Raw genomic sequence first — 22,167 nt, forward strand, 5'->3', positions numbered from 1 at the left:
CCCATCAGTCGGCCGGCCGGGGGGTGGCCGGCGCGGGGTCCGGCGGCGGCCACACGGTGGTGACCGGCCCCGGCGACGGCATGCCCCGGTCCCGGTGGCCGGCGAGCCACCGGTCGTGGGCCTGCTGCCACACCACCGCCGTACGCGGCTGCGCCAGCACGTGGTTGACGAACGCGACCAGGTCCCGGCCGTCGGTCAGGCGGAACGCGAAGGCGTGCGGCTCGTCGGTGAACCACGTGCAGTTCTCGTCCCGGTGGTACGCGCAGGACCGCCGCTCCGACCGGGGCGCCTCGGTCACCAGCGTCGTGTCCGGGGTCATCCGGGCGAAGCCCAGCAGGATGTTGTCGTCGGTGCTGACCCCGTCGACCTGGCCCTGACGCAGCATGACCAGGCAGTCGACCGGGTGCGGAGCGTGCACCGGGACCGGACGCAGGCCTCCCGTGGTGCGGTAGCCGGCGATCATCGCCAGCGAGGTGGTGTTCGTGGCGGCGCAGACCCGCCGGCCGCCGAGCTGTTCCATGCCCGCGAACTCGGGCGTGCCGTCGGCGCGCTTGCGGACCAGCACCGTCTGCCCGGAGTCGAGGTAGTCGTTGGAGAAGAGCACCCGCCGGGCCCGCTCGCAGGACGCGGTCAGCGACGTGGCGACGACGTCGATCTCACCCTTGTCGAGCATGGTGAAGGCGCCCTGACCGGGCGGCACCGCCTTGAAGGTGAGCCGGTTGCGCGGGTCGTCGGCCGGCCAGAGGGCGCGGGCCACCGCCAGCATCAGCTCGATGTTGAAACCCTCGAACCGCTGGGTGCTGGCGTCCCAGTGGCTCATGGTGGCGTCGGACGGGTCCACGCCCGCGACCAGTTCGCCCCTGTCGAGGATCCGGCGCGGCGGCGTCGGGTCGGGCGGGAGGCTGCTGCGCACCGGGCAGACCCCGCCGGTCGCGTCGGTGGTCGGCGTCGTGGCCACCCCCGGTGGCCGCGCGGGGGGCGCGGGAGCGGGCGTCGCGGGCGCGGCGCACCCGGCCAGCGCCGCCAGGAGCGCGAGCGACGCGACCCGGCGTCGGGTCGGCTTCGGAGTCCGCCGGGACGCGGTCACTGGTACTCCAGGTGGCGCTGGCGCAGCCCGGCCACCACACCGGCGGCGGCGAGCAGGGTGACCCAGGCGGCCGGGCCGCCCAGGTGGCGGCGCGCCTCGGGCAGGTCGGCGACCATCCGGGAGACCTCCTCGTTGCGGGTGGTCAGTTCGGTCAGCAGGTGCCCCTCCGCGGCGACGAACGCCCGGCCCGCCGATCCCTCGGCGAGCACGGTGTCGACCGCGGCGCGGAACGCGTTGGGCGTCTTGATCTGCCGGGCCGGCCAGACGTCCTCCGTCAGGGCGGTGCAGTCGATCCGGTCCTTTGGCGGTTCCCGCCCGACGGCCGGGTCGAAGCAGAGGTCCCGGCCGTCGAAGTCCGCCTTGTGCCCGGCCGGGTCGACGCTCGCGCCGAGCCCCAGGTAGACGTCGGCCCGGCCGGCGAGCAGGGCGCCGAGCCGCTGCTGGGTGGCGCTCTGCGCGTCGATCGCCCGTTCCAGTTCCGGGAAGCCCCGGTCGGCGTCCGGCCAGTGCCACCACGAGGAGACCAGCATGGCCAGGACGGCGGTGGTGCCCACCGAGGCCAGCAGCAGGCCCGCGTTGAGCCGGCGCCGGGTCCGCCGGCGCAGCCACACCTGCACCACCACCAGGGCGGCGAGGGTGGCCAGCGGCACCAGCACGGACGCGGCCAGCCAGCGTCGGGCGTCGGCGCGGGCGTCGAGCAGCAGCCTCGTGTCGTAGTTCCACAGGCCCTGGGCCGCGGTGAGCAGCTCGGTGGACATGTAGTGCGACGCTTCCCGTGCGTAGGCCGAGGCGAGCACCGCGCGGGCCGCCGGACTGCCCGTCCCGGCCTGCTCGGCCGCCCCGGCCGGCGGGCAGGGTTGCCGGTTGCCCGTGGCCGCCGTGGAGAGCGGACCGGCGACCCGCAGGGCGGCGCACACCACGTCGCGGTAGACCTTCAACCGGGCGGCGATGGTCGCCAGCCGGGTCAGCCGGTCCGGGTCGCCGACGGCGTTGCCCATCGAGTCGGTCAGCGTGCGTTCCACCTCGTGCACGGACGCGTCGTAGGCGGCCACCAGCGGGGCCCGCCGGTCCTCGGCGGGCGGCAGCAGGAAGACGGCGCTGGCGGCGACGTCCGCGTCGGCGAGGCCCTGGTAGATCTGCCGGGCGGTCGTGCTGGTGCCCACGGCGGTCGCCGCGGACCGCTCGCCCAGCGTGGTGGCCGACGCGCGGGACTGCACGGCGACGGCGGCGGTGGCGGCCAGCGCGGCGACCAGTACGGCGCCGCTGAGCACGATCAGCGCCGGGGTCGTCCGGAGCGCGTCGCGGAGCCGGCCCGTGCCACCGGAGCGTGTCGGCCGGCTGGCCGGAGCCGGCCGGTCGACCCCGGCCTCGTCCCCCGTGTGCGACGCCATGCCCGTCCTCCCGCTCGCCGTGGGCCCTCCGGCGGCCTCCTGGCGGAAGGCGTCGCGGTACCGGAGACGGCCCCGTCCGCCCCGCCGGGCGGTCACACCGGCGGCCTCCGGCGGAGGCCGGCAGCCGGGGTGGGTGAGCGCGGGCGGGGGAGGACCAGGGTGGCATCCCGGGTGCACGGGTGGCACGCGTATGTCCGGTATCTGACCTCAGCGTCACCGGCCGGCCACGGCGGGAGACGGCCGGTCCGGTCAGGACGGTGGGTCGTCGGCCTCGGTCCGGGGCGGGAAGGCCAGGGCGAGGGTGAGGTCGAGGACGGTCGCCGGGTCGGTCAGGCGCTCGCCGTACAGCTCGCGGAGCTTGCCCATCCGGTAGCGGACGGTCTGCGCGTGCACGAAGAGGTCGGCGGCCACGTCGTCGCGCCGGCCCTGGTGCAGCAGCCAGGAGCGCAGGGTCTCGGCGAGCCGGTCGGCGGTGCCGGGCGGCAGTGCCGCGAGCGGCGCCAGGACCCGGGCGCGCAGGTCGGCGAGCCCTTCCGGGTCGGTGCTCAGCACCAGCTCGGCGAGGTGCTCCTCGGTGTCCAGCGCCGGCCCGTCGTCGGCCGGGCGCAGGCCGAGCGACAGGGCCCGGACCGCCCGCTGGTAGGACGAGGCGACCAGGGCCCAGGGCCGGGCGGGGCCGAGCACGGCGCGGCGGCCGTGCAGCACCCGGGCGAGCTGCCGCCGCCGGTCGCCGTGCGTGTCGGGCACCAGCAGCACCGCCAGGTCCTCGCCCGCCCCGCCCGCCGGAAGGTCGTCGCCGCTCTCCAGGGTGTGCGGGTGCAGCCGCGCGAGCGCCGCGCGGAGGTTGGCCCGGGGCAGCAGGACGACGGTGAGGGTCTGCGGCGGCGGCCAGTCGGCCCGCTCAGCGCTGCGCAGCAGGGCCTCCTCGGGCTCCCCGGCGAGCAGCCGCTGGGTGAGCCGCTCCAGGTTGCGTCGCCGGGCCCGGCCAGCGCTGGCCAGCTCGTCGGCGTGACCGGCCACGCTGGCGGCGGAGAGCTCGTCGATGTACGCGAACATCAGCTCGGCGAACTCGGCGACGGTGGCGGCCGACGACCCGCCCTGCACGGTGGTGGTGGACATCTCCCGCCAGGAGACCCGGGCGCCGACGCGGTACGCGGCGAGCAAAGCGTCCATGCTCCGGCCGGAGCGTGCCTCCCCGCTGCCGAGGGCGTACGCGGCCTCCAGCGCGCCGACGAGCGGGGTGCTCGGGTCGCCGCCCTGGGTACGCCCGATGAGCTGGAGGAAAGTGCCGAGCGCGATCTGCACCGCCGTCTCGATCTTCTCGCGCATCTGGCCGGTCAGGGCGCCGGAGTAGCTTGGCACCTCCGCGGTGATGGCGGTCACCGTGCGCTCGGCGAGCAGGGGCAGCCGGTCGTGCAGCGCGCCGGCCACCCGGGCGTCCAACTCGAGGCGGGCCGCGCGCCGCGTGGCCTCGGAGCGTTCGGACACGTTTGTTCCCTCCGCACAAAAAGCCTCGTCCGGTTCACCTTCGCAGGTCAAGATTTTATGCCATTCTGCGGGCGACCATCGAATCATGACCACCACCGTCCCGAACCCCTCCGGGAAGGCGGCCCTGCGGGGCCGGATCCTTCGGCTGGCCGCGTCGGTCACCACCCCGCTGCTGCCCGACGACTACCTCGACATGGTCGCCCCGCTGCGCTCCGGCGCGGACCTGCGCGGCCGGATCCTCGCCGTGCGCCCCGAGACCGCCGACGCGGCGACGCTGGTGATCCGGCCCGGCCGCGACTGGCGCGGGCACACCCCCGGGCAGTACGTCCGCCTCGGCGTCGACGTCGACGGCGTACGCCAGTGGCGGGCCTACTCGGTCACCTCCGCCCCCGCCCGCCGGGGCGCGCCGATCTCGGTCACCGTGAAGGCCATCCCCGACGGTGTCGTCAGCAACCACCTCGTCCGCCGCACCCGGCCCGGGACGCTGGTCCAGCTCGACCAGGCCCAGGGCGACTTCGTGCTGCCGGGCCGGCCGCCGGCCCGGGTGCTCTTCGTGACCGCGGGCAGCGGCGTCACCCCCGTGATGGGGATGCTGCGCGCCGGCGCGCCGGGCGACGCCGACGTCGTCGTGGTGCACTCGGCGCCCACCCCCGCCGACGTGATCTTCGGCGCCGAGCTGCGGGACCTGGCCGCGCGGGGCGCGATCCGGCTGGTGGAGCGGCACACCGACACCGACGGGCTGCTCACCGTGGCCGACCTCGACCGCCTAGTGCCCGACCACCTCGACCGGGAGACCTGGGCCTGCGGCCCGCTCGGCCTGCTCGACGCCCTGGAGGCGCACTGGACGGCCGCGGGGCACGGCGACCGGCTGCACACCGAGCGGTTCCGGCCGACCGTCATCTCGCCCGGCGAGGGCGGCACCGTCACCTTCGCCCGCTCGGGCGTCACCGTCGACGCCGACGGCGCCACCCCGCTGCTCGACGCCGGCGAGAACGCCGGGGTGCTGATGCCCTCGGGCTGCCGGATGGGCATCTGCTTCGGCTGCGTCCTGCCGCTGCGCCAGGGCGCGGTTCGGGACCTGCGCAACGGGGAACTGACCACGGCGGTGCCCGGTGACGGCGTCCGCATCCAGACCTGCGTGTCGGCCGCCGCCGGCCCCTGCGACATCGACCACTGACCGGAGTAGCCGACGTGACCGTGATCCAGAACAAGCCCGACAACCCGATCGCCCACCTGAGCGCCGAGGACATCGAGACCATCGGCAGGGAACTCGACGCGATCCGCGAACGGGTGGTCGCCAGCCGGGGCGAGCGCGACGCCGCCTACATCCGCCGGGTCATCTCCACGCAGCGCAAGCTGGAGATCGGCAGCCGGGTCGTGCTGCTGTTCTCCCTCTTCCCGCCCGCCTGGATCGTGGGCACGGCCGGCCTGACGGTGGCGAAGATCCTGGAGAACATGGAGGTCGGGCACAACGTCCTGCACGGCCAGTGGGACTGGATGCGCGACCCGAAGATCCACTCCACCACCTGGGAGTGGGACCACGTCTCGCCCGCCGAGCAGTGGAAGCACTCGCACAACGAGCTGCACCACACGTACACGAACGTCCTCGGCAAGGACAACGACCTCGGCTACGGCATCATGCGCGTCGACGAGGACCAGCGGTGGCACCCGTTCCACCTGGGCCAGCCGCTGTGGAACTTCATCAACGCCTGCTTCTTCGAGTACGGCATCGCCGCGTACGACCTGGAGCTGGGGCGCAACCTGCGCAAGGGCCGGCACAAGAAACCGGAGTTCCGGGCCCGGGCGCGCGCCGTGGGCCGAAAGATCCGTCGGCAGGTGCTCAAGGACTACATCGTGCACCCGCTGCTGTCCGGGCCCTCGTTCCTGCACACGCTGGCCGCCACCTTCACCGCCAACCTCCTGCGCAACCTGTGGAGCCACTCGGTGATCATGTGCGGGCACTTCCCGGAGGGCGTGGAGACCTTCTCCAGGCGCTCGATCGAGGGCGAGACCCGCGGCGAGTGGTACCTGCGGCAGATGCTCGGCTCGGCCAACATCAGCGGCAGCCGGCTGATGCACATCATGACCGGCAACCTGTCGTTCCAGATCGAGCACCACCTCTTCCCGGACCTGCCCAGCAACCGCTACCAGGAGATCGCCCCCGAGGTGCGGGCCCTGTTCGACCGCTACGGGCTGAAGTACACCACCGGCTCGCTGCCCCGGCAGGTCTTCTCCGCCTGGAAGAAGGTCGTCCGGCTGTCGTTGCCGAACCGCAAGGCGCCCCGCCGGGTCGACGACCGCCCCGCCCCGGCCCTCGCCGCGTCCGGGGTCTGACCCGCCGCCGGCGCCGCCGCCCGCCGCGAAACGCGCTGGGCGGCGGCGCCGGCGTCCGCGTACAGTCGGGGCATGGAGATCAGGCACCTCTTCGCCGCCACGGCCGCGCGAGCTTCGCGCTCGTCGGTCGCCGCCGCCTGACCTCACCAACACCCGCCGGCGACCGGAAACGGTCCGCCGGCTTCTTCGTACCCGTCGGCCCGCCGGTCTCCGGCGGCGGACCCTTTCCGGTCGTCTGACCCGGAAAGGCCACCGCCATGACGTACGACCCGATCAGCCGCACCTTCCTCGACTTCTTTCGCGAGCGCGGCCACGAACTCGTGCCCGACGGCTCCCTGATCCCGCCGCCGGGCGACCCGGTGCTCTTCACCACCTCCGGGATGCACCCCCTGACCCCCTACCTGGAGGGTCGGCCCCACCCGCTGGGCCGGCGGCTGGTGAACGTGCAGCGCTGCCTGCGCACCACCGACCTGGACGAGGTGGGCGACCCGACCCACCTGACCCTGTTCCGGATGCTGGGCTCCTGGTCGCTCGGCGACTACGACCTGCCCCGCAGCCTGCGGTGGGGCTACGAGCTGCTGCGCGACGGCTTCGGCGTGCCGCACGACCGGATGCACGTGACGGTCTTCGGCGGCGACGACCAGGTCGGCCCCGACGAGCCGTCGCTGCGTACGTGGGGGGAGCTGGGCCTGCCCGTGGAGCTGACCGGGGAGGAGAACTGGTGGTCCAACGGGCCCACCGGGCCGTGCGGGCCCGACACGGAGATCTTCCTCTGGACCGGCGACGGCCCGCCCCACGGCACCCCCGGCACCGACGAGCGGTGGATGGAGGTCTGGAACCACGTGGGGATGCGCTACCACCGGCACCCCGACGGTCGGCTGTCGCCGCTGCGGCAGCCCAACGTGGACACCGGGATGGGCCTCGAACGGCTGGAGATGGTGCTGCGCGGGCACCGCTCGGTCCACGAGGGCGAGGGCCTCGTGCCGTGGGCGCGCGGCGTGTCCGACGTGTGGGGCCTGCGGGACGGGGCGCTGCGCGTGGTCGGCGACCACCTGCGCACGGGCGTGGTGGTGGTCGGCGACGGCGTACGGCCCTCGAACACCGGCCGCGGCTACGTGCTGCGCCGGCTGTTGCGCCGCACGCTCACCACGCTGTGGCGCGACGACGCGTCCAGGACCCTGTCCGACCTGCCGACCGGGCCGGTGCGACACACCCTCGACGGGTTCCGGCAGCCCGTCACCGTCGACGAGGTGCGGGACGTGTTCTCCGGCGAGGAGCGGCGGTTCCGGGAGCTGCTGCGGCGCGGGCGGCCGGTGGTCTCCCGGCGCCGGTCCCGGGGACCGCTGACCGAGGAGGACTACCGCGACCTGCACGACACCCACGGCCTGCCGCGCGACCTCGTCGACGGCCTGCTGGCCGAGGTGGCCTGACCGCGTCGCCCGTCGCGGCGCACCGGTGGCGCGCGGTGCGCGCCGTGCCGACGGCCATCCTCGCGAGTACGGCCCGTTTCCCCGGGCGGGCCGCCGCTGCCGTCCGGGACCGGCGACTCCGGTCCCGGACGGCAGCGGGAGCTGGCAACTAGCTGGCGTAGGTCTCGAACTCGGCGACCTTCGGCGCGCCACTCGAGCCGGTGATCCTGAAGGTGATCTTGGTCAGGGACGTCGCGGGGAAGGTGATGACGCCCGCCCCGCTGCCGGCGGCCAGGACGGCGCCGGTGCCGTGGTTGACGAGCTGCCAGGACCCGATGCTGCCCTGGGTGCCCGACGGCTCACGGATGACGACTCTGGCCACCCTGGTGGCGGAGCCCCACTTGATCGAGATGTCGCCGGTCGCGCCGGACGGCGACCAGTGGGTGCTCAGGCTGCCGTCGCGCACGTTGCCGTAACTCGTGCCGTCGGCCTTGCTGGAGCCGTCGGAGCCGGCCCCGATGCTGAGGTTGGGCCCGCCGGGCTGCTGGGTCGGTCCCGGCGTGGGGCTGGTGGTGGGCCCGGGCGTGGGGGTGGTCGGCGTCGGTGCCGGCGTCTGCGGCGAGCAACTGCCGTTCGACTCCCGCAGGCCCGTGTTGGCGCCCGCCGTCTGGCGCACGACGTCCGGCACGCAGGCGGCCCCGTCCAGGCTGTACGGGTACGGGATGCTGACGCTGGTGTTGGACTGCGGGTTGGGCCCGGCGGGGTTGTTGTCGGTGCCGGGGCTGGACCAGGTCACGTTGTCGAAGACGTTGCCGGCGACCTGCCAGTAGCCGGCCTCGCTGGTGTAGAAGGTGCCCAGGACGTCCTTGGAGTTGCGGAAGTAGTTGTTCTCCACCTTGGCCCTGGCCCCGGCCCGCGAGTTGATGCCGGACTCGTGGAGGCTCACGTAGTGGTTGTTGTAGATGTGGGCGATGCCACCGCGCAGCAGGGGCGTGCGGGAGTCGATGTTCTCGTACAGGTTGTGGTGGAACGTGACGAAGCCGTTCGAGCGGTCGCTCTCGCTGGACCCGATGAGGCCGCCGCGGCCGGAGTTGCGCAGGATGCTGTACGACAGGGTGACGTACTGGGTGTTGTCCTTCATGTCGAAGAGGCCGTCGAAGCCCTCCGACTCCCCGCCCGAGGCCTCCAGGGTGGCGTGGTCCACCCAGACGTTGCGGACGCCGCTCTCCATGCCGATGGCGTCACCGCCGTTGGAGGTGGGCGAGCCGGACTTCTTGACGTTCCGGATGGTCACGTTCCGGATGATGATGTTGCGGGACTCGCGGATGTGGATGCCCAGTTGGTCGAAGACGGCTCCGGTGCCGACCCCGATGATCGTGACGTTGCTGATCTGCTTGAGCTCGATCACGCCGTCGGCGGTGCTGCAGCTGCCGCCCGACACCTTGGTGGTGTTGCCGTGGTTGATGGTCCCCTGGACCTCGATGATGATCGGGGTGCTGCTGCTGGCCCGGGTGCACAGGGCCGTGTGGATTCCGGTGCCCGTGCTGACCCGCACCGTCTGCCCGCCCGCGCCGCCGGTGGTCCCGCCGTTCTGGGTCGCGTAGCCGGTGGCGGCGCCGGCGGCCGCCGAGGCCTCCTGCGTCGGCAGGACCGCCACGCCGATCGCGGCCCCGACGGCTGTCGTGGCCAGTGCCACCTGGAGTCGCAGTGCGACTGGTCGTCTCATCTTCGCCTCACCTCGTGTGAAATGCCGGGTGTTGCTGCCACGAGCCGTGTCCTGCCGGCGGTGCCGTCGTGGCTGCCGACGTGGCGCCGGTCGCCGGACGGGTCGCTCGTCGACCCGGCTGTGGGGTGCTCTTCTCGATATGGATCGGGTCGGCGGTTCCGCTCCGGCCTCGACCCGTCGAGGTCGTCAGCGTCGACCGCGAGGCCGCCCTGACCGTGCTTCCGCCCGTTCCGCCTGTGGTGGTGCCGTCGCCCGTGTCCCGGAAAGCGCTTTCCAGCGAGGATAGGGACCTGTCTATCGCTATGGCAAGAACCTGTCCGGATTGCGGTGTGATGCCCCGCTCCGCCCGCCGCAGCGGCCGGCGGCGGTCGCCGCGCCCCGCCCACCGGCCACCGGCGTCGGGTGGTGCGGCGGCCGGCCGGATCAGTCAGGATGACCTGCGCGAGGGCATGCCGGGCCGCGCCGCGGCCGACGGCCCGCCCGTCGACGGAAGGAGACCCGTGTCGTCCACCCTGCTCTCCCGTCGTGACCTGCGCTTCCTGCTGCACGACTGGCTGGACGTGACCCGGCTGACCGAGCGGCACCGCTATGCCGAGCACTCCCGGGAGACCTTCGACGCCGTACTGGAGCTCGCCGAGCGGGTCGCCGCCGAGCGGTTCGCCCCGCACAACCGGGCCGCCGACCTCGCCGAGCCCACCTTCGACGGCCGCCGGGTGCACACCATCCCGCAGGTCAAGCAGGCCCTCGACGTCTTCGCCGAGACCGGGCTGCTGGGTGCCGGCATGGACGCGTCGGTCGGCGGCATGCAGCTTCCGCACGTCGTACGGGCCGCCTGCTTCGCCTGGCTCCAGGCCGCCAACGTCGGCACCTCGGCGTACCCGCTGCTGACCCTCGGCAACGCCAACCTGCTGCTGGCGCACGGCAGCGCCGAGCAGATCGACACCTGGGTCCGGCCGATGGTGCAGGGGCGCTTCTTCGGCACCATGTGCCTGTCCGAGCCGCAGGCCGGCAGCTCGCTGGCCGACATCACCACCCGCGCCGAGCCGCAGGACGACGGGACGTACCGGCTGCACGGCACCAAGATGTGGATCTCCGGCGGCGACCACGAGCTGTCGGAGAACATCGTCCACCTGGTGCTCGCCCGGATCCCCGGCGGCCCGCCCGGGGTCAAGGGGATCTCGCTGTTCATCGTCCCGAAGGTGCTGCTGCGCGACGACGGCACGCTCGGCGCCCGCAACGACGTCGTGCTGGTCGGCCTCAACCACAAGATGGGCTACCGGGGCACCACCAACACGCTGCTCAACTTCGGCGAGGGCGTGCACCGCCCCGGCGGGCGCCCCGGCGCGGTCGGCTACCTGGTCGGCGAGCCGCACCAGGGACTGGCGCAGATGTTCCACATGATGAACGAGGCGCGCATCGGGGTGGGGGCCGGCGCCACCGCCCTCGGCTACACCGGCTACCTCAAGTCCCTCGCGTACGCCCGGCAGCGGCCGCAGGGCCGCCCGCTGGCAGACAAGGACCCGGCCACGCCGCAGGTGCCCATCGTCGCCCACCCGGACGTACGACGGATGCTGCTGGCGCAGAAGAGTTACGTGGAGGGCGCCATGGCGCTCGTCCTCTACTGCGGTCGGCTGCTCGACGAGGAGCACACCGCGCCGGAGGCGGCGGACCGGGAGCGGGCGCGGCTGCTGTTGGACGTGCTCACCCCGATCGCGAAGAGCTGGCCGTCGCAGTGGTGCCTGGCCGCCAACGACCTGGCCATCCAGGTGCACGGCGGCTCCGGCTACACCCGCGACTACGACGTCGAGCAGCACTGGCGGGACAACCGGCTCAACCCGATCCACGAGGGCACCCACGGCATCCAGGCGCTGGACCTGCTGGGGCGCAAGGTCACCATGCGCGACGGGGCCGGGTTGGCGCTGCTGGTGGAGACGGTCCGGGCCACGACCACCCGCGCATGGAAGGCCGGGGGCGAGGCCGCCGACCTGGCCGCCTCGCTCGGCGCCGCCCTCGACCGGGTCGCCCTGGTCACCCGGCGGCTGTGGAGCACCGGCGATCCGGAGGTGGCGCTGGCCAACGCCAGCGTCTACCTGGAGGCGGTCGGCCACGTGGTGATCGCGTGGATGTGGCTGGAGCAGCTGCTCGTCGTCGAGGCGGCCGGCGGCCCCGGCGACGGCCCGGACGCCGACCTGCACGCCGGCAAGCGGCAGGCCGCCCGGTACTTCTTCCGACACGAGCTGCCCCGCACCGGCCCGCAGTTCGACCTGCTGGACAGCCTCGACCGGACCACGCTGGAGATGCGCGACGACTGGTTCTGACCGCCGCCCCGCCGCGACCGCCCCTCTGCCGCGATCACCGCCCCGCCGGGACCGCCGCCCGCCGCGACCGGCCGCAGCCTGTCGGGATTGACCGCCGCCGTCGGGACCGCCCGTGCGCGGCCCGCCTATCCTTGCCAGCCATGAACCCCGGTGACGTGACCGCCCCACCGCCAGCCGACGGCGCCGAGGAACGGCTGGAGATCCTGCGGCGCTGGTGGCGGCTGCCGGCTCCCGCGCGACGCGAGGTCCGGCTGCTCAGCCGCTCCGGACGGCACCACCCGGACCGGGAGATCGCCTGGGTGGCCTGGCGGTGGGCGCAGGTCGTGCTGCCGCCGGGAGCGCCGGAACCGGGCCGCGCCCGCAACATCCTCAGCGCGGCCGGCTTCTGGGTGCTGATCCTGCTGGACCTGGCCACCGGCGTCGATCCGACGGACCCGCCCGAGCCACGGTGGCTCGACCGCCGCCGGGCCCGGCGCGTCCTGCGGGCCGGCCCACCCGTCGCCTGACCGGGCCGCGGCCGGGGCAACCGCGATGACGCCCGACGGGGTGCCGGCCGCCCCGAACCGCACCCCCGCGGCGGCACCGCCTGACCTGTGACACCGGGTCGCCCACCACGGACGGCCGGGCCCGGCGGTGTCAGCCGTCGGCGAGCAGCCGGTCGCGGACCTCGCGGCGCAGGACCTTGCCGATCTGGGAGCGGGGCAGGTCCTCGACGACGACCACGCGGCGGGGCACCTTGTACCCGGCCAGGTGCCGCCGGCACGCCGCCCGGACGTCCGCCTCGTCAGGCGGCTCGGCGCCCTCCTCCAGGACGACCGCCCCCACCACCTCCTCGCCGCCGTGCTCGCCGGGCAGGCCGACCACCGCGGCGTCGCGGACGCCGGGGACGCGGCGCAGCGCGTCCTCCACCTCCGACGGGTAGACGTTGAACCCGCCGGTGATGATCAGCTCCTTGATCCGGTCGACCACGCTGACGAAGCCGTCGGCGTCGGCCACCACGACGTCCCCGGTGCGCAGCCAGCCGTCGGGCAGCAGCGCCGCCGCCGTCTCCGCCGGGCGGTTCCAGTAGCCGGCGAACACCTGCGGGCCCCGGATCAGCAGCTCGCCCGCCTCGCCCGGGGCGCGGTCGCGCGACGGGTCCTCGGGGTCGACGATGCGGATGTCGGTGGACGGGAACGGCACGCCGACCGTGCCCGGCCGGCGGGCGGGGGAGACCGGGTTGCCGAGCGCGACAGGGGAGGTCTCGGTCATGCCGTAGCCCTCGACGAGCAGCCCGCCGGTGACCGACTCCCACAGCTCGACCGTCGCCGGGGGCAGCGCCATGGCGCCGGAGATGGCGTACCGGGCCGAGGAGAGGTCGACCCCGCGTTCCCGGGCGGTAGTGGCGAGCTTCTCGTAGATCGGCGGGACGGCGGGCAGGAAGGTCGGCGGCCGGCGACGCACCGCCTCCAGCGTCTGGTCCAGGTCGAAGCGGGGGAAGAGCACCAGCGTGGCGCCGATGCCCACCGAGAAGGTGAGGCAGAGCGTCAGCCCGTACGCGTGGAACAGCGGCAGCACCGCGTACACCGTCTCCTCGCCGTCGCGCAGGCCGGGCACCCAGGCGCGGCCCTGCGCCGCGTTGGTCCGCAGGTTGCGATGGCTCAGGATGGCGCCCTTCGGCGTGCCGGTGGTGCCGCCCGTGTACTGCAACAGCGCCGTGTCGTCCGGGCCGGGGGCGCGGTGCGCGGCGTCGAGGGGGGTGGTCGCGGCCACCATCCGTTCCCAGGACAGCGCCCCGGGCGCGGGACCGGTCATCGCCGCGCGGGTGGCCCGCGCCCGGGCCAGCGGCAGCCGCAGCGCCCAGCGCTTGCGCCGGGGCAGCGCCCGGGTGAGGTCCACCGCGACCACCGTCTCGACGGCCGTCGCGCCGGCGCTGTCGCGGACGAGGGGGACGATCTTGTCCCAGACCACCGCGACCCGGGCGCCGTGGTCGGCGAGCTGCCGGGTGAGCTCCTGCGCGGTGTAGAGCGGGTTGTGCTCCACCACCACCGCGCCGAGTCGCAGCACGGCGTAGAAGGCGACCACGTGCTGCGGGCAGTTCGGCAGCACCAGCGCCACCCGGTCGCCCCGGCCGACGCCGAGCCGGCGCAGCGCCTCGGCCGCCCGGCCCACCTGGTCGTCCAGCTCGGCGTACGTGGTGCTGGCGCCGAAGAAGTCCAGGGCGACCCGGGGACCGAACCGGCGGGCGGCGTCGCGCAGCAGGTCGACCAGGGACTCGTCGGACGGCGCGACGGTCGCCGGTACGCCCGGGGCGTAGCTGCGCAGCCAGGGCCGATCCGCGCTCAGGTCCATGTCTCTCCTCCGCCCGCACGTACGATCGCCTACCCCACGGTAACCTACGGTCGCGTAGGTAGCGGCCGGGGTCTCCGGGGGCACCGGTCGCGGGCACGCCGGGGCTCGGCCTCGACCAGGCGTCGTCAGCGGTGCCCGGCGGAATGGCGCATCGCCTGCCGTCCCTTGACCACCGCCAGGACGACGACCACGGCCAGCGCCACCGCGCCGATGATCACCAGCCAGCGGACCGCCTCCAGCAGCAGCCCGAGCAGGACGAGCGCGCCGGCGATGACGCCGACGACCCAGAGCATGCTCCGCATGTCCACCTCCCGTGACTCCGGCCGCAGCGGCGCGGCCTCCGGGCCCGCCTTCCCGGTCCGTCCCGGGCCATGCCGCCGCGACCCCGATGCCGGGGGCCCGACGGGCCGCAGGGCCGGGTCAGCGCTGGGCGACGTAGACCGTGTTGGCCGACTGCCCGCCGGTCAGCGGGTTGGCGAACGGGACGACGTGCGTCCGCGCGGTGCGGAACACCGCGGTGAGGACCGCCTCGAAGTCGGCATCGGGCGGGTCGTCCGACCAGAGGGCGAACACCCCGTCCGGGTGCAGGTGGGCGGCGAGCCGGCGCAGGCCGTCGGCGGTGTAGAAGGGGGCGTGGCCGGGGTGCAGCACGTTGCGCGGCGAGTGGTCCACGTCGAGCAGCACGGCGTGGAACCGCCGGCCCGGCTCCTGCGGGTCGAAGCCGGTGCCGTCGGCCACCGCGGCGAAGAAGTCGGCCCGCACGAACCGGGTACGCGGGTCGGCGGCCAGCCCGGCGGCGAAGGGCAGCAGCCCCCGGCGGTGCCAGTCGATGACGTCCTCGATCGCCTCCACCACCAGCAGCGAGCCGACCCGGTCGTCGGAGAGCGCGGTGCGGGCGGTGTAGCCGAGGCCGAGGCCGCCGACGACCACGTCGAGCCCCTGCCCGGACAGGGGAGCCAGGCCCAGCCGGGCCAGCTCGATCTCCGCGACGGGAAAGAGGCTGGACATCAGGAACTCGTCGTCGAGCTTGACCTCGTACACCTCGACGTCGAGCGACGGGTCGCGGCGCCGGCGCAGGCTGATGAGGCCGATCGGGGTCTCCCGCCAGGCTAGTTCCTCGAATCGCACGCCCACGGGCCCGGATGCTACCCGTCGCCGCCCCGGGCCCCGGTGGCCGGCACGCGCATTCCTCTCGCCCGGCCGGGTATGCCCACCCGTCGAGGGCCACCCGATCGGGGGCCGGGCAGGGGGCGCGCGGTGGCGGACATGCTGGCCGGACGGCTGCACCTGACGGAACGGGCGCTGCGGATGGAGTCGGTGCCGGTGCCCGAGCCGCAGGACGGGCAGGTGCGCATCCGGGTCGAGGCGGCGGGGGTCTGCCTGTCCGACGTGCACCTGATCGACGGCACCCTCACACCGCTGTACCTGCCCGGCGACGTGGTGACGCTGGGGCACGAGGTCGCCGGGGTGGTCGACGCGTTCGGCGACGACGTCGAGGGCTGGCAGCCCGGCCAGCGGGTGCTGCTCCAGGCGGGGGAGCGGGACCGGCGCGGCACCGTGCTGACCCGGGGCGTGGACTACGACGGCGGCTGGGCCGAGTACGTCGTCGCCAGCGAGGACACGGTGGTGCCGATCCCGGACGACCTGCCCTTCGAGCAGGCCTGCATCATTCCCGACGCGGTCTCCACCCCCTGGGCGGCGGTGACGGACACCGCGCGGACCCGCCCCGGCGAGGCGGTCGGGGTGTGGGGCGTGGGCGGGCTGGGCGCGCACGCCGTGCAACTGCTGCGCCTGGTGGGCGCGGCCCCGGTGATCGCGGTGGAACCGCTGGCGGCGGCGCGGGACCGGGCGGCGGCCCTGGGGGCCGACGCGGTGCTCGACCCGGCCGACACCGCGTTCCGCGAGGCCGTGCTGGAGTTGACGGGCGGGCGAGGGCTGGACGTCGCGTTCGACTTCGCCGGGGTGACCGCCGTACGCGAGCAGGCGTTGACCGTGCTCGCCCGCCGGGGCCGGCTGGTCCTCGCGGGCATCGCCAACAAGCCGGTGACGATCGCCTCGGACAGCCCGTTCAACTACTTCCAGCAGGCGGTGCTCGGCCACTACGGCTCGGAGCCCGAGCATGTCGAGCGGTTGGTGTCCCTGGCCCGGCAGGGGCGGCTCGACCTGTCGGCGTCGATCAGCGACGTGCTGCCGCTGGCCGACGCCGAGGAGGCGGTGCGGCGGGTGCAGACCAAGCAGGGCGACCCGATCCGGCTGATCCTGCGCCCCTGACCGGTTCCGCTACGTCCGGTCCGGCCGGTCCGAGCGGTCGGGCCGGCTCCGATGATCGGGCCGGCGGGAACGCCGGCGTCGCACCCCCGCCACCGCGACCGCCGTCGCCGCCGTCGCCAGGGCGACGGTCCACAGCCGGGGGTCCGTCCGCAGGTGCGCGGGCAGTTGCCCGGCCAGGACGAGCACGCCCATCGCCGCCACGAACCAGCCGAACGCCCGGCGCAGCACGTCCTCCCGGACGCGCCCCGCGAGCCGGCCGCCGGCGAGGCTGCCGACCACGGCGGCGGTCGTCACGGCGGTGGCCAGGCCCGGGTCGATGTCGACGGTGGACAGGTAGCCGGCCAGCCCGGCGAACGACTTCATCGCGATGACCACGAGCGAGGTGCCGACCGCGACCGGCATCGGCAGGCCGCCCAGCAGCGCGAGGGCCGGCACCACCAGGAACCCGCCGCCGGCGCCGACCAGCCCGGTGACCAGTCCGACCACGACGCCGTCGAGGAGCACCCGCGCCACGGGCAGCTCACGCCGCTGCCGCCCGGGGCTGTCGCGCCGGCCCCGCAGCATGGCCGTCGCGGTGGCGAGCATCATGACGGCGAAGCCGGCGAGCAGGACGGCGGGCGGGACGAACGCGGCGAGGCGTCCGCCGCCGTACGCGCCGGCCATGCCTGCGGCCCCGAAGAGCAGGCCGGTGCGCCACCGGACCCGGCCGGCCCGGGCGTGCGGCAGCGCGCCGACGGCACTGGTCACCCCGACGACGAGCAGCGAGGTGGCGATCGCCTCGCGGGCCGGCAGGTCGGCCACGTAGACCAGCAGCGGTACGGCGAGGATGGATCCGCCGCCGCCGAGCAGGCCGAGGCTCACCCCGATGAGGACGGCCAGCGCGACGGTCAGCGCGAGGCTGCCGGTCACGGCAGGGGCCGGGGCGTCGGGTGGTCTCCGAGCCGACCGACGACGGTCTCCACGTCGCAGCTCGCGCCGCGGTTGTAGGGGAGCCTGCCGAGCAGCATGCCCATCGCGCAGGTGTCGGTGACGGCGGCGAAGGTGAGGCCGGCGCCGACAAGGCCGGCGACCCACTTCAGGCCGGGTACGAACACCGAACCGAGGATGCTGAGCAGGACGATCGAGCCGGCGACGAGGCGGACCTGCCGCTCCAGTTCCCAGCGGGGCGTACCCCGTCGGACCGGTCCCCGGGCGGCCTGCCACGCGGTCATCCCGCCGTCGAGGATCCTGAGGTCGGGCAGCCCGACACCCGCGAGGGCCTGCCCGGCCCGGGCGGCGCGGGCCCCGGAGCGGCAGATGAGCACCACGGTCTCGTCGAGGTGCCGCCGCAGCTCCTCGCGGTGCTCCCTGAGCACGTCGAGCGGCACGTTGTAGGCGCCGGGGACGTGGGCCGTCTCGAACTCGGCGGGGGTGCGCACGTCCAGCATGCGGGGAGCGTGGCCGGATTCGATCAGCTCGCGCAGCGTGACGGCGTCGAGGGTGGGCAGGGCGCTCGGTGAAGTGGTCATCTCTCCTCGTTCAGAGGTCGATCGCCCGTGGAAGGGCAGGGTGAGTCGGCCCGGCGCCGATCGGCGGCGGGCGCGCGTCGCCGTGCGGACGACCGGTGGCGTACGCAGGGGGCGGGGCCGGCGGTGCGGGGGGCGGTCAGGCGTCGCCGGGGCTCATGGCGACCCCGGCGGCTTCGGCCCGGCCGAACTTGTCGTCGATCACGACGACCTCGCGGCCCGCGTTGGCCAGCAGCGAGGCGGCGACCGTGGCCCGGTAGCCGGAGCCGCAGTGCACCCAGACGGTGCCGTCGGGCACCTCGGCGAGGCGCCCGGGCAGGTCGGGCAGGGGGATGTGCACGGCGCCCTCGACGTGACCGGCGGTCCACTCGTTGGTCATCCGGACGTCGAGCACCACGTCCGGGGCGGGCAGCCCCGCCGGGGTGTCGCCGGCCCGGGCGGCGGCCAGCGCGGGAAAGTCGGCCATCCGCAGCTCGCGGAGCTGTCCCGGCTCCGTGGACCACCGGTCGGGGTCGCCGGTGGCCTGGGCGGCCGGCCGGTCGATGCCGATGCGGACCAGCTCGCGCTGGGCGTCGGCGACCTGCTCCTCGGTCTCCGCCAGCAGGGTGAGCGGTGCGCCCCAGTCGATGAGCCAGCCAAGCCAGGTCGACATCGGGCCGTCGAGCCCGAGGGCGACCGTGCCCGCCAGGTGCGACGTGGCGTACGCCTTGCGGTGGCGCAGGTCGACGACCCACTGGCCGGCGGCGATCCGCTCCCGCAGCTCGGCGGCGTCGGCCCGGGCGACCGGAGTGAGGTCCACCGGCGTCGGGCCGGCGAGGTTCGCCACGCCCATGTGGGCGTAGTACGCCGGGTAGGCGTCGAGCCCGGCCAGGGCCTCGGTGACGAACTCGTCGGCGGCCAGCCGCAGCACGGGGTTGGCCCGCTTCTCCCGGCCGATTGTCGACTCGGGCGCGTCGGACTGGCCGGCGGAGCAGAAGCTGCCGAACCCGTGGGTGGGCCACACCTCGACGCCGTCGGGCAGCAGGTCGGCCAGGCGCCGGGCCGAGGCGTGCTGGTGGTGGGCGAGTTCGTGGGCGTGCCGCTCGCCGAGCAGGTCGGTGCGGCCGGTGGTGCCGAAGAGTAACGAGCCGCCCGTGAACACGCCGACGGGGCGCCAGCCGGCGTCGTCCGCCTCGTCGAGCACGTACGACAGGTGGTGGAACGTGTGCCCCGGCGTGGCGAGCACCCGCAGCCGCAGCGCGCCGGAGACGGGCACGGTGTCGCCGTCGGCGACCGGCGTCCGGTCGAAGTCGACCTCGTCGTCCGCGGCGACGAGGTAGCGGGCGCCGGTCAGCCGGGCCAGCTCCAGGCCGCCGGAGACGTAGTCGTTGTGGATGTGGGTCTCCACCACGTGGGTGACGCGTACGCCCTTCTCGCCCGCGAGGTACAGGATGCGGTCGACGTCGCGCTGCGGGTCGACCACGATCGCCACCGTGCCGTCGGAGGCCAGGTAGCTGCGGTCGCCGAGCGAGGACGTCGCGATGACGGACACCTCGACTGCCATTGCCGTGCTCCTTGTGGGATCAAATACCCCGGGGGGTATGCGGCGGACACACGTCGGGGTTTTGACGTGTGCAATCTGTCTACCCGGACACGTTGCTGTCACGCAACGTGTGCGGTGCGTTTCTTCCCGTGGTGGTCAGGCGAGGGCGAGGAAGAGCTTCTCCAGCTCCTCCTCGGTCATCTCCGGGGAGTCGCCCCGCTCGCGGGCGGCGGTGCAGTGCCGCATGCCGGAGGCGATGATCTTGAAGCCGGCCCGGTCGATCGCCTTCGACACCGCCGCGAGCTGGGTCAGCGCCTCGCGGCAGTCCTGGCCGGTCTCCATCATCTCGATGACCGCGTTGAGCTGACCTCGGGCCCGCTTCAGGCGGGTCAGGGCCTCGCTCGTCATCTCGGGTCGCAGCTTCACCGCGCGCCTCCTCGCTCTCTCCCGGCATACCCCGGGGGGTACCCGACGTGCCCATGCTATCCCCTCAGGCGAGAGGCGTCCGCGTCCGCGCGGTGATCCCGGTCGCCCGCCGGGGATCCCGACGCCGTCGCGACGCAGGGTCCTCGGGGCATCGACGCAACGCTTATCCTGTGGCCCGACCGCCCCACGGGAAGGGATGCGATGCCGTCGCGGCAGGACCAGCTGCACTCGTACCAGTTCACCGTCCAGCGGGCCGTCGCCGCCCTGGTGATGCGGGAGACCGACCCGGCGCAGTCGCCGTTCCGGCGGCTCGCCGGCGCCGGCCTGGCCAGCGTGCTGGTCGCGGCCATCGGCCTGGGCGGCTTCGCCCTCTACGGCCTCTTCACCGGGGGCGGCAGCACCTGGCGCGACCCGGGCGCGGTGATCGTGGAGAAGGAGTCCGGCGCCCGGTTCGTCTACCGGGAGGAGAAGCTGCACCCGGTGCTCAACTACGCGTCGGCTCTGCTGATCATCGGCGCGGACCGGCCGAAGACCGTGCTCGTCTCCCGGCGCGCCATCGACGGGGTGCCGCGCGGGCTGCCGCTGGGCATCGCCGACGCCCCCGACTCGCTGCCCGACAGGGGCCGGCTCTCCACCGCGCCGTGGACGGTCTGCTCCGTCGCCGCCGAGGCCGACCGGACGACGCCCCGCTCGGCGCTGCTGATCGGCGCGACCGCTGGCGGCGGCCGGGCCCTGGGCGAGGACGCGCTGCTGCTGCGCCACCCCGACGGCGGACTGCACCTCGTCTGGCACCAGCGCCGCTACCTGGTGCGCGACCCCAACCGGGTGCTGGCCGCCCTGGCGGCCACCCGGGCCCGGGCGGTCCCGGCGGCCCCGGCCCTGCTCAACAGCCTGCCCGCCGGCGCCGACCTCGCCCCGCTGGCCCTGCCGGCCGAGGGGGAGCGCTCCGCGCGGGTGTCCGGGGCGCGGATCGGCGACGTCTACCTGGTGCGCAACTCCGGCGGCGGCCGGCAGTACGCCGTCGCGCTGCGGGACGGACTGGCCGGCATCACCGAGTTGCAGGCCGGCCTGCTGCTGGCCCGCACCGGCCAGGGCGAGCCGGAGCCGATCACGCTCGGGCGGTTCGCGGCGCTGCCCAAGCTGCCCGACCTGGCTCCGACGGGCCCCGCCGCCCCGCCGACCGTGCCGCCCCGGCTGGCCGCCTCCGACGGGGCCGGGCTCTGCGCCCGGGTGGGCGACGACGGCGGCGTCACGGAGGTCCGGCTCGGCGTACGGCTGCCCGACCTCGCCGCCGCGCCGCGCACCGTCCCGGTGGCCGGGGGCGGGGTGCGCGCCGACCACGTCGTGGTGGAGCCGGGCCGTGGCGCGGTGGTCGAGGCGGTCGCGGCGCCCGGTGCGACCGGCGGCGCGGTTTCCGTGGTCACCGACCTGGGCCGGCGCTACGTCCTCGCTGGCGGTGAGGTGCTGGGCACGCTCGGCTACCGCGACGTGCGGCCGGTGCGGCTGCCGGCCAGCCTGGTCGCCCTGGTGCCCGCCGGCGCCACGCTCGACCCGGCCGCCGCGCGAATCGTCGCCGCCCCCGCCTGAGCGCGCCGCCGGCTGGGCCGGTGCCGGGTGCCCCCGCGACCTCGGGTGAGCGCGGCGAGGGCGAACCGGTCGGGCCCGGCCGGCCCGGGTTCAGTCGGCGGGGCGGCGCAGCACGGTGACGGCGAAGTCGGCGTCGTCGCGCCACGGGCGCAGGTCCCAGGTGGCGAAGCGGTGCTCCAGCCGCAGGCCGGCGGCCACCGCGTCGGCGTCGAACCCGGTCAGCGGGTAGCCCCGGTCGGTGCCGAAGCCGACCGCCAGCACGCCGTCGGGGCGCAGGTGGGCGGCGACGCGGCGCAGCACCTCCCGCTCGGTGCCGGGGGCGACGAAGGCCAGCACGTTCCCGGCCACGACCGCCGCGTCGAACGGCTCCGGCTCGCCGGCCGCCGCCAGGTCCAGCTCGGCCAGGTCGGCGACCAGCCAGCGCGGGCCCGGGTGGTCGGTGCGGGCGGCCTCCACCAGCGCCGGGTCGGCGTCCACCCCGACCACGGTGTGGCCCCGGGCGGCCAGCGCCGCGCCCACCCGGCCGGTGCCGCAGCCGGCGTCGAGGATCCGGGACCCGGGCGCGACCAGCGCGTCCAGCAGGCGGGCCTCGCCGGCCAGGTCGGCCCCCTCGGCGGCCAGCCGGCGGAACCGGTCGATGTACCACTGCGAGTGCTCCGGACCGGTCTCGGTCTGCCAACGGGTCGGGTTTCCCATGCCGCCACCGTAGCCGGGTCCCCGGTGCTCCCCGGGGGGCGGGGCGGACGGGGCAATGCCCGCCGGTGTCGTGGAC

19 protein-coding genes are annotated in these 22,167 nt (G+C 75.0%); 7 read left to right on the forward strand and 12 right to left on the reverse strand.

The genetic code is table 11. The annotated features are described in order from the left end of the window. Window positions 1-4: 4 nt before the first annotated feature. The 3 genes from DER29_RS14555 to DER29_RS14565 all read right to left on the reverse strand — a co-directional run bounded on the left by DER29_RS14555 (window position 5) and on the right by DER29_RS14565 (window position 3,966). Window positions 5-1,087, reverse strand: a complete 1,083-nt coding sequence (locus DER29_RS14555) for a transporter substrate-binding domain-containing protein (RefSeq protein WP_121397825.1) — start codon at window positions 1,085-1,087, stop codon at window positions 5-7. Next, complete coding sequence (locus tag DER29_RS14560; protein WP_121397826.1) at window positions 1,084-2,478, reverse strand: hypothetical protein; 1,395 nt, start codon at window positions 2,476-2,478, stop codon at window positions 1,084-1,086. Before DER29_RS14560 ends, DER29_RS14555 begins: the two co-directional genes overlap by 4 nt. A gap of 249 nt (window positions 2,479-2,727) precedes the next feature. Further along, window positions 2,728-3,966 (reverse strand): CdaR family transcriptional regulator, encoded by a 1,239-nt coding sequence (locus DER29_RS14565; protein ID WP_121397827.1) that lies wholly within the window; start codon window positions 3,964-3,966, stop codon window positions 2,728-2,730. Between the two features lie 85 nt (window positions 3,967-4,051). On the opposite strand from DER29_RS14565, the gene DER29_RS14570 reads away from it, so the two are divergent. The 3 genes from DER29_RS14570 to DER29_RS14580 all read left to right on the forward strand — a co-directional run bounded on the left by DER29_RS14570 (window position 4,052) and on the right by DER29_RS14580 (window position 7,730). Further along, on the forward strand, window positions 4,052-5,143 hold the full coding sequence (locus DER29_RS14570) for a ferredoxin reductase (protein WP_121397828.1): 1,092 nt from the start codon (window positions 4,052-4,054) through the stop codon (window positions 5,141-5,143). 14 nt (window positions 5,144-5,157) lie between these two features. Then, window positions 5,158-6,300, forward strand: a complete 1,143-nt coding sequence (locus DER29_RS14575; protein ID WP_121397829.1) for an acyl-CoA desaturase — start codon at window positions 5,158-5,160, stop codon at window positions 6,298-6,300. A gap of 257 nt (window positions 6,301-6,557) precedes the next feature. Beyond that, entirely contained in the window at window positions 6,558-7,730 is a 1,173-nt protein-coding gene (locus DER29_RS14580; RefSeq protein WP_121397830.1) for an alanine--tRNA ligase-related protein, read from the forward strand. Window positions 7,731-7,878: 148 nt separating this feature from the next. On the opposite strand, the gene DER29_RS14585 is transcribed toward DER29_RS14580, so the two are convergent. After that, window positions 7,879-9,435: a polysaccharide lyase family 1 protein gene (locus DER29_RS14585; protein WP_121397831.1), complete on the reverse strand. Its 1,557-nt coding sequence runs from the start codon at window positions 9,433-9,435 to the stop codon at window positions 7,879-7,881. 449 nt (window positions 9,436-9,884) lie between these two features. Between DER29_RS14585 and DER29_RS14590 the strand changes: the two genes are divergently transcribed. Together DER29_RS14590 and DER29_RS14595 are read left to right on the forward strand one after the other, a co-directional pair. Further along, on the forward strand, window positions 9,885-11,753 hold the full coding sequence (locus DER29_RS14590) for an acyl-CoA dehydrogenase (protein WP_121397832.1): 1,869 nt from the start codon (window positions 9,885-9,887) through the stop codon (window positions 11,751-11,753). Between the two features lie 140 nt (window positions 11,754-11,893). Then, window positions 11,894-12,259, forward strand: a complete 366-nt coding sequence (locus DER29_RS14595; RefSeq protein WP_121397833.1) for a hypothetical protein — start codon at window positions 11,894-11,896, stop codon at window positions 12,257-12,259. 130 nt (window positions 12,260-12,389) lie between these two features. On the opposite strand, the gene DER29_RS14600 is transcribed toward DER29_RS14595, so the two are convergent. The 3 genes from DER29_RS14600 to DER29_RS14610 all read right to left on the reverse strand — a co-directional run bounded on the left by DER29_RS14600 (window position 12,390) and on the right by DER29_RS14610 (window position 15,218). After that, on the reverse strand, window positions 12,390-14,084 hold the full coding sequence (locus DER29_RS14600; protein ID WP_121397834.1) for a long-chain-fatty-acid--CoA ligase: 1,695 nt from the start codon (window positions 14,082-14,084) through the stop codon (window positions 12,390-12,392). Between the two features lie 125 nt (window positions 14,085-14,209). Next, window positions 14,210-14,386 carry a hypothetical protein gene (locus tag DER29_RS34595; protein ID WP_199729289.1) on the reverse strand — a complete coding sequence of 59 codons (177 nt, stop codon included), beginning with the start codon at window positions 14,384-14,386 and terminating at the stop codon, window positions 14,210-14,212. Window positions 14,387-14,504: 118 nt separating this feature from the next. Further along, on the reverse strand, window positions 14,505-15,218 hold the full coding sequence (locus DER29_RS14610; RefSeq protein WP_121397836.1) for a spermidine synthase: 714 nt from the start codon (window positions 15,216-15,218) through the stop codon (window positions 14,505-14,507). A 132-nt stretch (window positions 15,219-15,350) separates the two neighbouring features. Between DER29_RS14610 and DER29_RS14615 the strand changes: the two genes are divergently transcribed. Beyond that, window positions 15,351-16,355, forward strand: coding sequence for a zinc-binding dehydrogenase (locus DER29_RS14615; protein WP_199729445.1), 1,005 nt, complete (start codon window positions 15,351-15,353; stop codon window positions 16,353-16,355). 9 nt (window positions 16,356-16,364) lie between these two features. Here DER29_RS14615 and DER29_RS14620 read toward each other — a convergent pair whose 3' ends face one another. From DER29_RS14620 to DER29_RS14635, 4 genes are all read right to left on the reverse strand, one after another. Then, the gene (locus tag DER29_RS14620; RefSeq protein ID WP_121397838.1) at window positions 16,365-17,264 is read right to left on the reverse strand and encodes a sulfite exporter TauE/SafE family protein; all 900 of its coding nucleotides are present in this window, start codon (window positions 17,262-17,264) and stop codon (window positions 16,365-16,367) included. Further along, on the reverse strand, window positions 17,261-17,863 hold the full coding sequence (locus DER29_RS14625) for a rhodanese-like domain-containing protein (RefSeq protein ID WP_121397839.1): 603 nt from the start codon (window positions 17,861-17,863) through the stop codon (window positions 17,261-17,263). The genes DER29_RS14620 and DER29_RS14625 overlap by 4 nt, the downstream gene beginning before the upstream one ends. Before the next feature lie 136 nt (window positions 17,864-17,999). Beyond that, a complete protein-coding gene (locus DER29_RS14630) occupies window positions 18,000-19,403 on the reverse strand; it encodes a rhodanese-like domain-containing protein (RefSeq protein WP_121397840.1) in 1,404 nt (467 codons plus the stop codon). A 135-nt stretch (window positions 19,404-19,538) separates the two neighbouring features. Further along, the gene (locus tag DER29_RS14635; protein ID WP_089000744.1) at window positions 19,539-19,808 is read right to left on the reverse strand and encodes a metal-sensitive transcriptional regulator; all 270 of its coding nucleotides are present in this window, start codon (window positions 19,806-19,808) and stop codon (window positions 19,539-19,541) included. A gap of 201 nt (window positions 19,809-20,009) precedes the next feature. On the opposite strand from DER29_RS14635, the gene eccB reads away from it, so the two are divergent. Then, window positions 20,010-21,395: a type VII secretion protein EccB gene (gene eccB, locus DER29_RS14640; RefSeq protein ID WP_121397841.1), complete on the forward strand. Its 1,386-nt coding sequence runs from the start codon at window positions 20,010-20,012 to the stop codon at window positions 21,393-21,395. A gap of 90 nt (window positions 21,396-21,485) precedes the next feature. Here the strand turns inward: eccB and DER29_RS14645 are convergent, their stop codons facing one another. After that, the gene (locus DER29_RS14645; RefSeq protein WP_121397842.1) at window positions 21,486-22,091 is read right to left on the reverse strand and encodes a bifunctional 2-polyprenyl-6-hydroxyphenol methylase/3-demethylubiquinol 3-O-methyltransferase UbiG; all 606 of its coding nucleotides are present in this window, start codon (window positions 22,089-22,091) and stop codon (window positions 21,486-21,488) included. Window positions 22,092-22,167 lie beyond the last annotated feature (76 nt).

It is taken from the genome of Micromonospora sp. M71_S20 (genome assembly GCF_003664255.1).
GTDB lineage: Bacteria > Actinomycetota > Actinomycetes > Mycobacteriales > Micromonosporaceae > Micromonospora.

Bases quoted from the DNA above. Each gene is read 5' to 3' on its own strand.
- DER29_RS14560 (WP_121397826.1), bottom strand. From the start codon at position 2,478: ATGGCGTCGCACACGGGGGACGAGGCCGGGGTCGACCGGCCGGCTCCG.
- DER29_RS14570 (WP_121397828.1), top strand. From the start codon at position 4,052: ATGACCACCACCGTCCCGAACCCCTCCGGGAAGGCGGCCCTGCGGGGC.
- DER29_RS14580 (WP_121397830.1), top strand. From the start codon at position 6,558: ATGACGTACGACCCGATCAGCCGCACCTTCCTCGACTTCTTTCGCGAG.
- DER29_RS14585 (WP_121397831.1), bottom strand. From the start codon at position 9,435: ATGAGACGACCAGTCGCACTGCGACTCCAGGTGGCACTGGCCACGACA.
- DER29_RS14590 (WP_121397832.1), top strand. From the start codon at position 9,885: ATGCCGGGCCGCGCCGCGGCCGACGGCCCGCCCGTCGACGGAAGGAGA.
- DER29_RS14595 (WP_121397833.1), top strand. From the start codon at position 11,894: ATGAACCCCGGTGACGTGACCGCCCCACCGCCAGCCGACGGCGCCGAG.
- DER29_RS14600 (WP_121397834.1), bottom strand. From the start codon at position 14,084: ATGGACCTGAGCGCGGATCGGCCCTGGCTGCGCAGCTACGCCCCGGGC.
- DER29_RS34595 (WP_199729289.1), bottom strand. From the start codon at position 14,386: ATGCGGAGCATGCTCTGGGTCGTCGGCGTCATCGCCGGCGCGCTCGTC.
- DER29_RS14615 (WP_199729445.1), top strand. From the start codon at position 15,351: ATGCTGGCCGGACGGCTGCACCTGACGGAACGGGCGCTGCGGATGGAG.
- DER29_RS14625 (WP_121397839.1), bottom strand. From the start codon at position 17,863: ATGACCACTTCACCGAGCGCCCTGCCCACCCTCGACGCCGTCACGCTG.
- DER29_RS14630 (WP_121397840.1), bottom strand. From the start codon at position 19,403: ATGGCAGTCGAGGTGTCCGTCATCGCGACGTCCTCGCTCGGCGACCGC.
- eccB (WP_121397841.1), top strand. From the start codon at position 20,010: ATGCCGTCGCGGCAGGACCAGCTGCACTCGTACCAGTTCACCGTCCAG.
- DER29_RS14645 (WP_121397842.1), bottom strand. From the start codon at position 22,091: ATGGGAAACCCGACCCGTTGGCAGACCGAGACCGGTCCGGAGCACTCG.